This window comes from Mycobacterium sp. NPDC050441, from assembly GCF_040655355.1.
In the GTDB taxonomy this organism is placed as follows: Bacteria; Actinomycetota; Actinomycetes; order Mycobacteriales; family Mycobacteriaceae; genus Mycobacterium.
Window position 1 is genome coordinate 692602 of sequence record NZ_JBFAJS010000003.1, and the last position, 14262, is coordinate 706863.

General features: G+C 66.7%; 15 protein-coding genes. 5 read left to right on the forward strand and 10 right to left on the reverse strand.

Annotation, left to right across the window (positions count from 1 at the left end):
• Positions 1-7 precede the first annotated feature (7 nt).
• A complete protein-coding gene (locus AB0I14_RS12430; protein ID WP_358020942.1) occupies positions 8-688 on the reverse strand; it encodes an SRPBCC family protein in 681 nt (226 codons plus the stop codon).
• Entirely contained in the window at positions 669-2423 is a 1755-nt protein-coding gene (locus AB0I14_RS12435) for a thiamine pyrophosphate-dependent enzyme (RefSeq protein WP_358020945.1), read from the reverse strand. Before AB0I14_RS12435 ends, AB0I14_RS12430 begins: the two co-directional genes overlap by 20 nt.
• 198 nt (positions 2424-2621) lie before the next feature.
• Between AB0I14_RS12435 and AB0I14_RS12440 the strand changes: the two genes are divergently transcribed.
• On the forward strand, positions 2622-3281 hold the full coding sequence (locus tag AB0I14_RS12440; RefSeq protein ID WP_358020948.1) for a class I SAM-dependent methyltransferase: 660 nt from the start codon (positions 2622-2624) through the stop codon (positions 3279-3281).
• A gap of 11 nt (positions 3282-3292) precedes the next feature.
• Here AB0I14_RS12440 and AB0I14_RS12445 read toward each other — a convergent pair whose 3' ends face one another.
• From AB0I14_RS12445 to secY, 5 genes are all read right to left on the reverse strand, one after another.
• Positions 3293-4027, reverse strand: coding sequence for a zf-HC2 domain-containing protein (locus tag AB0I14_RS12445; protein ID WP_358020951.1), 735 nt, complete (start codon positions 4025-4027; stop codon positions 3293-3295).
• Entirely contained in the window at positions 4024-4554 is a 531-nt protein-coding gene (locus tag AB0I14_RS12450) for a sigma-70 family RNA polymerase sigma factor (protein WP_358020954.1), read from the reverse strand. The genes AB0I14_RS12445 and AB0I14_RS12450 overlap by 4 nt, the downstream gene beginning before the upstream one ends.
• Before the next feature lie 115 nt (positions 4555-4669).
• Entirely contained in the window at positions 4670-5467 is a 798-nt protein-coding gene (gene map, locus AB0I14_RS12455; protein ID WP_358020957.1) for a type I methionyl aminopeptidase, read from the reverse strand.
• Positions 5464-6009: an adenylate kinase gene (locus AB0I14_RS12460; protein ID WP_358020960.1), complete on the reverse strand. Its 546-nt coding sequence runs from the start codon at positions 6007-6009 to the stop codon at positions 5464-5466. The genes map and AB0I14_RS12460 overlap by 4 nt, the downstream gene beginning before the upstream one ends.
• Entirely contained in the window at positions 6006-7331 is a 1326-nt protein-coding gene (secY, locus tag AB0I14_RS12465; RefSeq protein WP_358020963.1) for a preprotein translocase subunit SecY, read from the reverse strand. Before secY ends, AB0I14_RS12460 begins: the two co-directional genes overlap by 4 nt.
• 314 nt (positions 7332-7645) lie before the next feature.
• On the opposite strand from secY, the gene AB0I14_RS12470 reads away from it, so the two are divergent.
• From AB0I14_RS12470 to AB0I14_RS12485, 4 genes are read left to right on the forward strand one after another with little or no spacing between them, the layout of a single operon-like run.
• A complete protein-coding gene (locus AB0I14_RS12470) occupies positions 7646-8560 on the forward strand; it encodes a class I SAM-dependent methyltransferase (protein WP_358020966.1) in 915 nt (304 codons plus the stop codon).
• Between the two features lie 12 nt (positions 8561-8572).
• Complete coding sequence (locus AB0I14_RS12475; protein WP_358020969.1) at positions 8573-9475, forward strand: class I SAM-dependent methyltransferase; 903 nt, start codon at positions 8573-8575, stop codon at positions 9473-9475.
• An 8-nt stretch (positions 9476-9483) separates the two neighbouring features.
• Positions 9484-10389: a class I SAM-dependent methyltransferase gene (locus AB0I14_RS12480; RefSeq protein WP_358020972.1), complete on the forward strand. Its 906-nt coding sequence runs from the start codon at positions 9484-9486 to the stop codon at positions 10387-10389.
• A 20-nt stretch (positions 10390-10409) separates the two neighbouring features.
• Entirely contained in the window at positions 10410-11330 is a 921-nt protein-coding gene (locus AB0I14_RS12485; protein WP_358020975.1) for a class I SAM-dependent methyltransferase, read from the forward strand.
• A 3-nt stretch (positions 11331-11333) separates the two neighbouring features.
• Here AB0I14_RS12485 and AB0I14_RS12490 read toward each other — a convergent pair whose 3' ends face one another.
• From AB0I14_RS12490 to AB0I14_RS12500, 3 genes are read right to left on the reverse strand one after another with little or no spacing between them, the layout of a single operon-like run.
• A complete protein-coding gene (locus AB0I14_RS12490; RefSeq protein WP_358020978.1) occupies positions 11334-11831 on the reverse strand; it encodes a DUF3830 family protein in 498 nt (165 codons plus the stop codon).
• Positions 11828-13237, reverse strand: a complete 1410-nt coding sequence (locus AB0I14_RS12495) for an amidase (RefSeq protein WP_358020981.1) — start codon at positions 13235-13237, stop codon at positions 11828-11830. Before AB0I14_RS12495 ends, AB0I14_RS12490 begins: the two co-directional genes overlap by 4 nt.
• Complete coding sequence (locus AB0I14_RS12500; RefSeq protein ID WP_358020984.1) at positions 13234-14217, reverse strand: D-2-hydroxyacid dehydrogenase; 984 nt, start codon at positions 14215-14217, stop codon at positions 13234-13236. Before AB0I14_RS12500 ends, AB0I14_RS12495 begins: the two co-directional genes overlap by 4 nt.
• Positions 14218-14262 lie beyond the last annotated feature (45 nt).

Sequence of the window (14262 nt, forward strand, 5' to 3'; positions counted from 1 at the left end):
CCGGACCTCACTTCATCCAGGCCGGGGTGACCGGCAGGCCGTTGCGGTGCCGGTATTCGGCGATTGCCTTGAGGTTTCGCAATTCCAACAGGTGGCCGGGACCGAACATGTCCCAGAAGTCCCCCACCCAGACCGGTCGCGCCGGGGGCGCGGTCTCCGGGTAGGGGTTCTCGTCGTAGAACGGATGATGGCAATTCGTCCAAAGCACAACCGAACCCGGCTTGTCGAATACCACCTGTGCGTCGACGATGCGCATCAGATAGATCATCCACAGGTGCTTGCCCTGGTCCCACGCGCAGTGGTAGTCGACGGTCAGCGCGTCGCGGTTCGCCACGGTGCGGGTGTAGATCGCGCTTCCCGGCCCCGACGGCCCGGCACCCAGCCGGTCATGGGCCAGCCACAGCCCGGGCTCCTCCGTCGGGGTGAAACCACGCAGGCTGTAGGTCCACTCCTCCAGGCAACGGGTGTCCGACAGGTAGTCGAACAACTCGTCGGGTGGACACTCGATGTAGTCGTTGACCGTGCAGTACTGACCGAACACCTGGTCGTGCGGGTAGACCGACCGCATCATGTCCATGATGATCGGAGTGGCCTGCTCCTTGGGCGAGGTCTCGATCCGGATGAGGCCGTCCATCGGGGCACGGGTACCCCGATGGACCGTGATGTCTTCAAGCGCGGGTAGTGACATGAGACCTGTTCTCCTCTGTATTGGAAGTGGCACCATCGGTGGCGAGAAATGCTGCGAAGGGCGGGATTTCGTCGGCTGAACATTCGATGCTGAGGACCGAAGGCCCGTCGTTGTCCAGGGCCATGCCCAGCGCTTGGGGCAGTTGACGGACGTCGGCGACGTCGTAGGCGGGTAGGCCGGGGAACATCGCGGCCAGCCCGGCACCCAGCCGGCTCGGGCCGAACCTGTTGTATGAGTATCGATCCTCGTAGAACAGCTGCTCGCGGGTGACGCACATGGCGTGCGCGTGATTGTCGAAAAGTACGAAGGTGATCGGCAGCCGGTACTGCACCGCGGTATGAATCTCCATGCCGTGCATGAAGAATGAGCCGTCACCGGCGATCACCACGGTGCGCCGGGCGGCGCCGGCCGCGGCCCGGTGAAATGTCATCCCGATCCCGGCGCCGAAGCTGTAGCCCATGCCACCCATTCCGAGCGCCACCATGAAGCGCCCGTCACGCCGAGCGGGCAGGTAGTGGATCGCCGAGGCCCCCACGTTGCCGGCGTCGACGACGATGTCGGTGCCGTCGGTCATGACCGCGTCGAGCGCCGCCATCGCATCGCGATACCGGATACCCGGACCGTGATGTGCCGGCGGCCGCAGCTCAGTGCGCGGCAGGTGGTCCGGCACCCGAACCTGGGTCGGCCGGCCTGCCCCGGACAATGCGCGAGCCAGATGCGTCAACGATTCCCGTAGGTTCTCGGAGTGGATGTGGGTGCACGACGGATAGGGCACCTGGGCGCCGATCGAATAGGTCGCCACCTTGCCCAGCACCCCGTCGAGGCCGGCCCGGGCGGTCACCGTCATGCGGGTTCCGACCAGCAGGCACAACGCGCTCTGACTTGCGGCGGCAGACACCCCGGGATGCCCCATCACACCGGCCACCCCCAGTGCGGAGGATGAGCCTAATCCCGGGGTGCCGGCCACGTCTTTGGCATCGGGCACCGTGGCCACTCGCGCACGCAGCGTGGCCCGAAGTCTTTCCAGTTCAGCGCGGGCGTCGTCGCGGGCCACCTGCTCACCGGCGATGATCGTGATCGGGCCATCGGCGAGGCGCAACGCCTGCTCGAGCACCCGTGGATCGGAATAGCGCGTGCCCGCCCCGGTCCTGTCGACGGTCCCGTTGGCGCGCCCGTTGCCCCTGCCACCGGTCGCGGCGGGCTCCCCCACGTCGGCCTGCTGGATATCCTTGGGCAGCAACAGGACCGCTGGCCCGCCGCGGTGCGCGGCCGCCAGCGCTTCGGGCAGAGCGGTGAGGATGTCGGCGGGCGTGAGCACCCTGCGGCAGTACACCGCGACCGCCGAGAAAAGGGCATGTGCGTCCAGGCTCCCGTTGTCCCCGCTGGTGTCCTGGAAGGCGCCCCGGCCGTCGAGCGTTGTCGGTGCCTGCCCGATCAGGGCCAGCACCGGAACGCGACTGGCCAGCGATTCAGCCAGGCCGGGCACGGTGTTCAGGCAGCCGCCGCCGGAGGTCGCCGCCACCACGCCGATCCCGGCGCCACTGCGGCTGTACCCGTCCGCCATTGTCGCAGCGGAGAATTCGTGCTTGGCCAGCACCGCGGTGATGTCGTCACGAAAGTACGCCGCATCGTAGAGATCCTCGATGTTGGCGCCGTCCACACCGAAGATGTGCGAGACCCCGTTCGCGGCCAGATAACCGACGATGTGGTCCACCACCCTGTGTGCCTCGACCATGTGTCACCTACTTCCGTGCTCTGCCAAGTGACACGACCCGTGGGCGGCAGCGGTTCACCGTGGGAACGGATTGGTGCAACCTCACTGCCATACCGCAGGAAATGCCCAGGCACGATCAAGATCAACCCGAACTCGGCATAGTGGAGGAAGAGGTCGTTGTCACCAGTGACCTCAGGACTCTGTGATCGGAGGCATCAGATGACACAGCCGGGTATCGACTGGGACGACGCGTATCGGCAGGAAGCCCCGCCGCCGTGGAGCATCGGCGCCCCGCAGCCCGAGCTTGCCCGACTCATCGAGCAGGGCAAGGTGCACGGCGAGGTTCTCGACTCCGGGTGCGGGCATGCAGCACTCTCGCTGGCACTGGCGGAGCAGGGCTACACCGTTGTCGGGCTGGATGCCAGCCCGACGGCAGTCGCAGCGGCGGCCGCCAGCGCAGCCGAACGTGGTTTGACCACAGTCAGTTTCGCGCAGGCCGACATGACCGCCTTCACCGGTTACGACGGCAGGTTCAACACCGTGCTCGACAGCGGTCTGCTGCACGCGTTACCGATCGACGGCCGCCAGGCCTACATACAGGCCATCCACCGGGCCTCGGCCCCGGAGGCACGGCTGTACATCCTGGCCTTTGCGACCAGGCCATTCGGCAATGACGCGCCCGGCCCCAACGGCTTCACCGCCGAGGAGCTGCGTGACACCGTCGCCACCCATTGGACCGTGGACGAGGTGCGCCCGGCCAAGCTCTACGGCAACGACGGTCCCGCGGGCGGGCCGGCATCAGCGCCCGGTGTCGAGCGCGACGGTGCCGGCCACATCACGATGGCCGGCTTCCTGCTCAGCGCCCACAAGGGCGGCTGACGCGGCGGTGCTCAGAGCTGCTTCTCGAGCAGCACCTTGCCTTCGGGGGACGTAACCAGTTGCACCGCAGCGATATCCTCCTTCGGCATCTGGGTGTTGCCGCTGGGCAGCGCGGTGGCGCCGGACAACCCGAGCCACGTCGCGACCTCGTTGCGGCTGCCGTCGCGGCCGATCACCACCATGCCGAGGTTCTGCGGGGGCGCGTCCTGCTTGCCCCAGCTCCCGTAACTGCAGGCCATGTCGATGCGGGTACCCCAGGAGTAACCGGTCATCGCGATGCTGGCGTTGATGGGGGTATCGGAGACCTTGCTCATCGCCAGCATCTCCGCGGTCTGCTGCTCGGAGCCGCTGTGCAGGCCGAACACCTCGGGACGAACGCCGACCACCACACCCAGAGCCAGCAGGGCAGCGGCCACGCCCACGGCGGCCGTGGTCACCCAGCGCGAACGGCGCCGACCCCAGCTGACCTTGGCCAGCACGGACTGCAGCACCTCGGGCCGCAGCGGCGGATCGGGCTGTTCGGATTCGAGGGCAAGTACATCGTCGAGCTCCAGCATGGCGAGCAGAGCGGGCATGCCGGTCAGCTCGGACACCGCGGAACGGCACCGCACGCAGCCCTCCAGATGAGCCTCGTACTCGCGTCGCTCGCTGCTTTCCAGCGAGCCCAGCACATAGGCCGCATCCCAGGTCCGGTACTTGTCGAGCTCCACCGGATCAGGAATGTGGGGAACACCGAACTGTGTCATCGTGTCACCCCCATCTCCTGCAAATTCAATCTCAGCGCGCGTACCGCGTAGTGCAACCGCGACTTCACGGTGCCCTCGGGTATCTGCAGATCGTTGGCAATCTGCCCGGTGGTCCAGCCCTGGTAGTACGCCCGGCGGACCACTGCCCGGTGTTCGTCGGAAAGTTGGCTCAGTGCCGTGCTCAGCAGGATTCGGTCCAACGCGTTGTCCACTTGGTCGGGGGTGGCGGCGGCAGCCTTGGAATGATCTGCCACCTGTTCGGGGTCGGATACCCCGGTCTCGTTCCGAAAACGGGCACTCCGACGTTCATCAATGATCATGTTTCTCGCCACCGTAAACAACCACGCCCGCGCCGAACGGTCCGTGTCGGCGGTGACGTCAGGGTGACGCCATGCGCGCAGCAGCGTTTCCTGCACCACGTCCTCGGCCCGGGCACGGTCACCCGTGAGTCGCAGGGCATAGCGCCAGAGCGCGGCAGCATGCTCGTCGTAGAGCACCCGCATCATGGCGGCCTCCGGATCATCCACTTCCATACCTCCGTCTGTGATACGACGTTGGAGGCGATCCGGTTCAATTACTACCTTTGCGCGCGGGCTGGCACCAGCGATGGCGCGCGATTCGAGTAGTGATTGCTGGCGTTAATTACTGAGTGAGGATTCGGGGCCCGTCTTCGGTGACGGCGACGGTGTGTTCCCAATGCGCCGCGCGGGTCCCGTCGGCGGTGACGACGGTCCACTCGTCGTCGAGGATCACGGTCTCGGTGGTGCCCAGGGTCAGCATGGGTTCGATTGCCAGTACCGAGCCCGGCTCCAGGTACGGACCGCGCCCGGGCGAGCCCTCGTTGGGCAGGAACGGGTCCATGTGCATCTGGCGGCCGATGCCGTGGCCGCCGTAGCCGTCGACGATCCCGTACTTGCGGTCGTGGCGCGCCTCGGCGGCATGGGTCTCGACCTCGATCGCGTGCGAGACGTCGGTGAGGCGGTTTCCGGGCAGCATCGCTGCGATCCCGGCCTCCATGGCGGATTTGGTTGCCGCAGAAAGGGCTTCGTCGGCGGCGATGAGCGCGCCGACGCCGAAGGTGACGGCCGAGTCGCCGTGCCAGCCGTCGACGATCGCGCCGCAGTCGATGGACACCAGATCGCCGGCGGCCAACACTTCGTCTGCGGTCGGAATGCCGTGCACCACACGGTCATTGACCGACGCGCAGATGCTCGCCGGGAATCCGTGGTAGCCGAGGAACGACGGAGTACCGCCACCGTCACGGATGACGGATTCGGCGATCTGATCCAGTTCGAGCGTGGACACCCCCGGGGCGGCAGCTGCCCGTACGGCCCGCAGCGCCGAGGCAACGAGCGCCCCGGCCACGGCCATCGCGTCCAACTCTCCGGCGCTGCGCTGCGCAACGACCTTGCGCTTGCGCAACCCCGGCAACCTGATCACTTACCCAGTGCGTGCAATGCGCGGGCGAACACCTCGTCGAGGGCGCCCACCGCATCCACGGTCTTCAGGTCGTCGCGGTAGTACTCCAGCAGCGGCTCGGTCTCGTCGCGGTAGACCTTCATGCGATTGCGGATGACCTCGTCGGTGTCGTCGGCGCGGCCACGGCCCTTGAGCCGGGTCAGCAGCTCGTCCTCGGACACCTGGAACTCCACCACCGCGTCGAGCTTGTGGTTACGTGCGGCGAGCATGTCCTTGAGCGCACCGGCCTGCTCGACCGAGCGCGGATACCCGTCGAGGATAAATCCGTCGGCAGCGTCTGCCTGATCGATACGGTCCTCGACGAGGCGGTTCGTCAGCTCGGCCGGCACCAGATCGCCGGCGTCCAGGTAGCGCTTGGCCTCCAGCCCGAGCGGAGTGCCATCACCGATGTTCTTGCGGAAAAGGTCCCCGGTGGAGATTTGCGGGATGCCGAGCTTCTCGGACAGCTTCTCTGCCTGCGTGCCTTTGCCCGCGCCGGGCGGTCCGAGTAGAACGACTCTCACTTCAGGAACCCTTCGTAGTTGCGTTGCATGAGCTGGCTCTCGATCTGTTTGACGGTATCCAAACCGACACCGATCATGATCAGAACCGCGGTACCGCCGAACGGCAGATTCTGTACCGAGCCCGTGTTTCCGATCTGCAGGAACAAGTTGGGCAGAACGGCAATCACACCGAGGTAGATCGAGCCGGGCAGGGTGATCCGGCTGAGCACGTACCTCAGGTAGTCCGCGGTCGGCTTGCCTGGCCGGATGCCCGGGATGAATCCGCCGAACTTCTTCATCTCATCGGCGCGCTCGTCGGGGTTGAAGGTGATCGACACGTAGAAGTACGTGAAGAAGATGATCAGGCCGAAGTAGAGGGCGATGTACACCGGATCCGCCGGGTTGGTCAGATAGTCGGCGACGAACTTGTCCCACCATCCGGTGCCCGGGTTGGAGCTGCCGCTCTGGATCAGCTGCGTGATCAGGTGCGGGATGTAGATCAGCGATGACGCGAAGATCACCGGGATGACACCGGCCTGGTTGACCTTGAGCGGCAGATAGGTGGAGGTGCCGCCGTACATCTTGCGGCCCACCATGCGCTTGGCGTACTGGACCGGGATGCGGCGCTGGCCCTGCTCGACGAACACCACGCCCACGATGATGGCCAGGGTCGCGGCAACCACGGCGGTGAACACCAGGCCGCCGCGGCCCTCCAGGATGGTCTGGCCTTCGGACGGGATCCGGGCTGCGATGCCGGCGAAGATCAGCAGGGACATGCCGTTGCCGATGCCGCGTTCGGTGATCAGCTCGCCCATCCACATCACCAGCGCCGCGCCTGCCGTCAGCACGAGCACGATGACGATCAGACCGAAGATGGAGGTGTCCTGGATGATGTCGAGGCTGCAGCCCTGCAGCAGCCCGCCGTTGGCGGCGAGCGCCACGATGCTGGTGGCCTGCAGGATGGCCAGCGCGATCGACAGATAACGCGTGTACTGCGTCATCTTGGCCTGACCGGCCTGGCCCTCCTTCTGCAGCTGCTCGAATCGCGGGATCACCACGACCAACAGCTGCACGATGATGCTGGCGGTGATGTAGGGCATGACGCCCACTGCGAAGACCGTCAGCTGCAGCAGCGCGCCACCTGAGAACAGGTTGATCAACGAGTAGATCTGCGCCGAATCTCCGCCGCTGACCTGCTCGATGCACTTCTGGACGTTCGGGTAGTTAACCCCCGGAGACGGGATCGACGCGCCGGCCCGGTACAGGATCACCAGGCCCAACGTGAACAGGATCTTGCGTCTGAGGTCGGCCGTCCGCAGCGATGAGATGAAAGCCGAAAGCACTCTTCCTCCTGCGCAGCCGACCTTTAAGCGCGGCGTGCCAAATGGGGCTGGTGGAGCCAGCGTCAATGGTCAAGTCGTGTACGACCGCCCTGCAGGCGCGCAGCCTGCGGACTCAGTCGTCAAATCAGACTACGAGAGTAACAGTTGCGTCGGATAGGACCCCTGCGTGCACCCGCGCTCGCCCTCCCCGATCCGTCCGAGATACGGCCCAGCTGCGGAGCAGAGCTTCTCTTCAGAATCGGAGCGTACAGTCGGCCACAGCTCATTACATCACCTAACTAACACGTTGATTTTCACTGAACAAAGGGGAATTCATGGCTCGGACTGCTGACGACTCGTGGGATCTCGCATCCAGCGTGGGTGCCACGGCGACGATGGTCGCGGCAGCGCGCGCGATGGCCACCAACTCCGATGATCCGGTGATCGACGACCCCTTCGCTTCTCCCCTGGTTCGCGCCGTCGGGATGGACTTCTTCAGCAAGCTCGCCGACGAGAACTTCACCACCGAAGGCCTCGACGAAGAGGCGGCCACCGGCCTGATCCGATTCGCCAACGGCATGGCCGCCCGCACCCGCTTCTTCGACGACTTCTTCCTGAGCGCGTGCCGCACCGGTATCCGGCAGGCGGTCATCCTGGCGGCCGGCCTTGACTCGCGCGCCTACCGGCTGCCGTGGCCGGCCGGCACTGTCGTCTACGAGGTCGACCAGCCCGAGGTGATCGAGTTCAAGAGCGCCACCCTGGCCGGCCTTGGCGCCGAGCCGACGACCGACCGCCGCACCGTGGCGATCGACCTGCGTTTCGACTGGCCCTCGGCACTGGCCGAGGCCGGCTTCGACCCGTCGGTGCCGACGGCGTGGATCGCCGAGGGGTTGCTGGGTTACCTGCCCGGCGATGCCCAGGACCGTTTGCTCGACCAGGTGACAGCGCTGAGCGCGCCCGGCAGCCGCCTCGGTGTCGAGGGCGTGCCCGCCACCGAGTCCAACGACGAGGAGACGATCCGGGCCAAGATGCAGGAGTTCACCGACCGCTGGCGCGCACACGGCCTGGACATGGACCTCAACGAGCTGATCTTCCTCGGCGACCGCGCCGACGTGACAACGTATCTGGAAGGGCATGCCTGGAAGACGACCGGCATCTCGTCCAACGATCTGCTCATCCGTACGGGCCTGCCTCCGGTCGAGGATGAGGCCCACGCGGCATCGGTGCTCTACATCAGCGCTGAGAAGTGAGGTAGGCGAGCGATGGCACGATCTGACACCGACAGCTGGGATCTGGCCTCCAGCGTGGGCGCGACGGCGACGATGGTCGCCGCGGCCCGCGCGATCGCCAGCGCCGAACCCGAGCCGCTGATCAACGACCCGTATGCCGCGAATCTGGTGCGCGCGGTCGGGGTGGAGTTCTTCACCAAGCTCGTCGACGGCGAGATCGCCCTCGACGGTGAGTTGGCGGCCGGCGCCGAGTTGATGATCGGGATCATGGCGGTGCGGACGAAGTTCTTCGACGACTTCTTCACCTCGTCGGGTGACGCCGGCATCCGGCAGGCCGTGATCCTGGCCTCCGGCCTGGATTCCCGCGCGTACCGACTGCCCTGGCCCGAGGGCACCGTGGTCTACGAGATCGACCAGCCCGAGGTGATCGGCGCCAAGACGGCCACCATGACGCAGATCGGGGCCACGCCCACCGCCGAACGCCGCACCGTCGCCGTCGATCTGCGCGAAGACTGGCCTGCAGCGCTGCGGGCGGCCGGCTTCGATCCGACGGCGCCGAGCGCGTGGAGCGCCGAGGGACTGCTGGCCTATCTGCCGCCTGACGCCCAGGACCGGTTGTTCGACAACATCACCGCGCTCAGCGCCCCGGGCAGCAGATTGGCCACCGAGTTCCATCCCGACATCGCCGAAAACCTGCGCGAGCGCGGTGACGAGATGAGCGAACAGTGGCGTCAGCACGGCCTTGACCTCGACCTGGCCAACCTCTGGTACGACGGCGAGCGCAATTCGGTCGTCGACTACCTCACCGACAGCGGATGGTCGGTGACCGCCCGGCGGCGGCCCGAGTTGTTCGCCGAATACGGCCGCGCCTTCCCCGCCGGAGAAGCCGCTGCGCCGCAACGTAACTCGCAGGCTGTCATCGCGATACGAGACTAGGAGCACCCATGACACGCACCGACGGCGACAGCTGGGATCTGGCCAGCAGTGTCGGGGCGACCGCGACCGGAGTCGCGGCGTCGCGCGCCTTGGCCACCAAGCAGCCCGACCCACTCATCAACGACCCGTTCGCCGACGCACTGGTGCGCGCAGTCGGACTGGAGCACAGCATCCGGCTCGCCGACGGTGAGGTGTGCGTGGACGGTGACCCGATGCTCGACCGGCAACGGATGTGCGAACAGATCGCCGTGCGGACCCGGTTTTTCGACGACTTCTTCACCGACGCCGCGGCAGCCGGCATCCGGCAGGCGGTCATCCTGGCCTCCGGTCTGGACACCCGCGGCTACCGCCTGCCATGGCCCACGGGCAGCGTGGTGTTCGAAGTTGACCAACCCGCGGTGTTGGAGTTCAAAAGCCGCACCTTGACCGACCTCGGCGCCGAGCCGGCCGCCGAGCTTCACACGGTGCCCATCGATCTGCGTGACGACTGGCCGGCGGCCTTGCGCGCCAACGGCTTCGACCCGAAGACGCCCACTGCGTGGATCGCCGAGGGGCTGCTGATCTATCTCCCGCCGGAAGCCCAGGACCGGTTGTTCGACAACATCACCGCACTCAGTGCCCCGGGCAGCCGACTGGCCACCGAACACATGGACACCGCCGCGCTCTCGAAGGACTGGTCCGCGCGGGTCAGCGAATGGTCCAAGAAGGTCGGCTCCGATGTGGACCTGATGAGCCTCTTCTATTCGGGTGATCGCGCCTCGGCACGCGACTACCTCACCACGCAGGGGTGGGATGCGACGGTGCGGTCCACCCGGGCGGCTTATGAAGCGCACGGATTCGTCTTCCCCGAGGAGCTTGCCGACGTCGCAGGTGATTCTGGTTATCTGTCTGCGATCCTGAAGACATCGAACTAGACGACCAGGAAGGCCGCACGATGGCACGTACCGATGACGACAGTTGGGATCTGGCCTCCAGCGTCGGCGCCACCGCAACGCTGGTGGCGACCGGGCGGGCGATCGCCAGCCAGGATTCCCACGGCCTGATCGACGACCCGTTCGCTGCGCCGTTGGTCCGCGCGGTGGGTATCGACGGGTTCACCAAGATGGTCGACGGTGAACTGAGTCTGGATGTGCTGGCGCAGCTGGCGCCGGATGCGGCCGAGCGGGCTCGCTCCAATATCGACGAGATGGCCGTGCGCACACGGTTCTTCGACGACTTCTTTCTCGATGCAGGCAAGGCGGGAATCCGGCAGGCGGTGATCCTGGCCTCCGGTCTGGACTCGCGCGCCTACCGACTGCCCTGGCCCGAGGGCACCGTGGTCTACGAGATCGATCAGCCCGAGGTGATCGAGTTCAAGACTCGCACGCTGGCGGACCTGGGCGCTGAGCCGACGGCGGAACGACGCACCGTATCGATCGACCTGCGCAACGACTGGCCGGCCGCGCTGAAGGCGGCGGGATTCGATCCGTCCGCCCCGACCGCGTGGTGCGCCGAGGGTCTGCTGATCTATCTGCCGCCCGAAGCGCAGGACCGGCTGTTCGACAACATTGCCGCGCTCAGCGCGCCCGGCAGCATGGTGGCCACCGAGTTCGTGCCCGGGCTCAAGGATTTCGACCCGGAAAAGGCCCAGGCCGCCACCGCGGTGTTCAGCCAGATGGGTTTGAACATGGACATGCCGTCGCTGATCTATCACGGTGAAAGACATTCGGCTGCCGACTATCTGGGCCCCAAGGGCTGGAAGATGTCCGGAGCGGTTCGATCGGAGCTGTTCGTCCGCCACGGACTGCCCGTCCCCGAGCGTGACGAGAACGATCCGATGGGTGAAATCGTCTACATCAGCGGCACTTTGGGCTGAAACTCAGTCGGCCCTGGCAAAGCGCAACGTCTCACCTCTGGCTCCGCCCATCCACAAGTCCTGGCAGGCGGCGGCCATGTCGGCGAGTCCGTCCACGATCTCGCCGAACACGTTGCCGGGCACCCAACCCTGGTCTCCGTTGATCAGCAGATTGTTGCGACCGTAGAACAACGCCAGGTCGACGATCGCACCGGTGGTTCCGGTGCCTGTGCTGTTCTCGTATCCGTACGCGGGATTGCCCAGATCGTCGGAGTCGAAGGAGAACCAACACAGATCACCCGGTATCGGGGTGACCGTGGTGTTCTCTTTACCAGGGTCGGCACCGAACGCCGGGAGCAGAGTGTAGATCTCGTTACGGGCGTACTTGCCGTGAAACACCTGCGCCGCCAGCGGTAGGGCATCCCAGACGGCGGCACACGTTCGCGGTGCTGCCTCATCGAGCAACCGGGCAACGCAGCTGACTCCACGCTTGTCCAGCGACACGGTGATCAAGCGGCTCATGCAACCTCCTCGGTGAGCATCCCCGGCCCTCTGCGGTGCCAGTCCGTGGCGCCCTGGTAAGCATCCCCCACCCGCAGCACCAAGGCATCCGCATGCCGGGGACCGACGATCTGCAGTCCGATGGGCAGGCCGCCTGAGCTGAACCCGCACGGCACCGAAAGTGCGGGCTGCTGGGTCAGATTGAACGGATAGGTGTAGGGCGTCCAACTCGTCCAGTCCGGCGATGACGAGCCATCGGGCACGTCCCGGCCGACTTCGAAGGCGGCCAGCGGCAGGGTCGGGGTGACCAGGACGTCGTAAGTCTGGTGGAACCTGCCCATCAGTTCGCCGAGCTTCATCCGGACGGCGGTCGCGTCCAGATAGTCCGACGCGGAGAACGCCGCCCCGGTTTCGGCCGTGCGTCGCAGGCCGGGATCGACACGTCCGGCGTCCGAACCACTCAGCTTGCCTTCCAACACCTTTGCCTCGCCGGAGAACCACAGCACGTGGAAGGCGTGCACCGGGTCGGCGAAGCCCGGGTCGACCTCCTCGACGTGCGCCCCTGCCGCCGCGAGCACCTCCACCGCTGCCCGCACCGCGATGTCCACCTCAGGGTCATTGGCGCCGAAGCCGAGGTTCGGTGAGTAGGCGACCCGCAACCCCGCCACCGGTTGCCCCAGGGCAGCCCGGAAAGACGAACGCGGAGAAGGCATTGCCGACCAGTCACGCGCGTCGAACCCGGTGACCACGTCCAGCAGCGCGGCAACGTCGGCCACCGTCCGGGCCATCGGGCCGGCGTGCGAGAGCGTGCCGAACGGGCTCGGCGGATACAGCGGGATGCGACCGTAGGTCGGTTTGAGTGCGACGGTGCCGGTGAACGCCGCGGGGATGCGCACCGAACCACCGCCGTCGGTGCCGACCGACCACGCACCCATGCCGAGGGCCACTGCCGCGGCACTGCCACCGCTCGACCCGCCCGCCGTCAGAGCGGGGTCCCACGGGTTTCCCGTCACTCCGTAGCGCGGCGAATCCGTCACGCCTTTCCACGAGTACTCCGGGGTGGTGGTCTTGCCGAGGAGCACCGCGCCGGATTCCCGCAGCCGTGCCACGCTGGGCGCATCCTCGGTCCAGGGACCCGCCTCGTCGATGAGCCAGCTGCCACGCAGCGTCGGCCAACCCCGCGTCCACAGCGCATCCTTGATCGATGTCGGGATGCCATCGGCGGGGCCGAGCGGACATCCGTCATACCATCGCTTTTCGGACTCGCGTGCGGCGGCAACCGCCCCATCGGAGTCCACGAGCACGAACGCGTTGACCGCGTCGTTGTGACGGTCGATGGCCGACAGGGCCGCCTCGGTCGCCTCCACCGGGGAGAGCGTCTTGGCGCGGTAGGCCTCTTGGAGCTCCACCGCCTGCAGGATCGTCACCTCGGGTCCCCCGGTACGTAACCGAGCAACTTGTCGACCACGTTGAGTAGCGGCTCCCCGGCCAGCCAGCGTCGCGCGTTGTCGGCGAACTGAGCGGCCAGGGTGTCGCGGAACCCGACGACGTCGCCGGACATGTGCGCGGTGATGACGGCGCCCGGCGCGTCCCACAACGGGTGTTCGGCGGGCAACGGCTCGACGCTGAGCACGTCGAGGGTGGCTCCGCCGATGCGGCGTTCGGTCAGCGCGGCGAGCAGCGCGTCCTCGTCGACGATCGGTCCGCGCGCGATATTGACAAGGTGCGCATCGGGTTTCATCGCCTTGAGCACGGCCACGTCGACCAGCCCCCGAGTGGCGTCCGTGAGCGGCGCGGCAAGCACCAGGTGATCGCACCAGCCGACCTCCGCAGCCAGGTCGGTGGCGGCAACGATCGTCCCGAAATCCGGATCATCGTCGGCGGCCACGCGCCCGGCGCCGCGCACGGACAGCCCGGCCACGCGCAGCAGTCGCGCGATCTCGCGGCCGATGCCGCCCGTCCCGACCACGAGTGCGTGCGCGCCTGCGATGCTGCGGGTCTCGCGGTAGCGCCACTCATGCCGGCGCTGGAAGTCCAGGCTGGCCAGGCTCCCCTTGGCATGGGCCAGCACCGCACCGAGCACGTATTCGGCTATGGGACGGTCGAATACGCCGCGGGCGTTGGTGACCACGACGTCGGATTCCCGCAGCTCGTCGAACAGCAATGTGTCGACACCGGCGGCGGCGACGTGAATCCACTGCAGCGCATCCGCATGCGTCCAGACCTCACGGAGTGCGGTGGAGAAGTAGTCCCACAGCAGCAACGCCTGTGCACCCTCGACAGCCTGCCCCAGCCCGGCGGCGTCGCAGTAGCGGAACTCCGCGTCCACGCAGGCCAACCCCGGCACCCGGTCGGTTTCGCGCTCACACAGCACCGCGATCACCGGTCGGGCAGCTTTGGGCGGCACGGTTCCGAGGCTAGGAACGTTCTCGTAGGATTGTCAACAATCTGT

What these genes read in the sequence shown, in the direction of transcription:
- AB0I14_RS12430 (WP_358020942.1), bottom strand. Translation starts at nt 688, where the DNA reads ATGTCACTACCCGCGCTTGAAGACATCACGGTCCATCGGGGTACCCGT.
- AB0I14_RS12435 (WP_358020945.1), bottom strand. Translation starts at nt 2,423, where the DNA reads ATGGTCGAGGCACACAGGGTGGTGGACCACATCGTCGGTTATCTGGCC.
- AB0I14_RS12440 (WP_358020948.1), top strand. Translation starts at nt 2,622, where the DNA reads ATGACACAGCCGGGTATCGACTGGGACGACGCGTATCGGCAGGAAGCC.
- AB0I14_RS12445 (WP_358020951.1), bottom strand. Translation starts at nt 4,027, where the DNA reads ATGACACAGTTCGGTGTTCCCCACATTCCTGATCCGGTGGAGCTCGAC.
- AB0I14_RS12470 (WP_358020966.1), top strand. Translation starts at nt 7,646, where the DNA reads ATGGCTCGGACTGCTGACGACTCGTGGGATCTCGCATCCAGCGTGGGT.
- AB0I14_RS12475 (WP_358020969.1), top strand. Translation starts at nt 8,573, where the DNA reads ATGGCACGATCTGACACCGACAGCTGGGATCTGGCCTCCAGCGTGGGC.
- AB0I14_RS12480 (WP_358020972.1), top strand. Translation starts at nt 9,484, where the DNA reads ATGACACGCACCGACGGCGACAGCTGGGATCTGGCCAGCAGTGTCGGG.
- AB0I14_RS12485 (WP_358020975.1), top strand. Translation starts at nt 10,410, where the DNA reads ATGGCACGTACCGATGACGACAGTTGGGATCTGGCCTCCAGCGTCGGC.
- AB0I14_RS12490 (WP_358020978.1), bottom strand. Translation starts at nt 11,831, where the DNA reads ATGAGCCGCTTGATCACCGTGTCGCTGGACAAGCGTGGAGTCAGCTGC.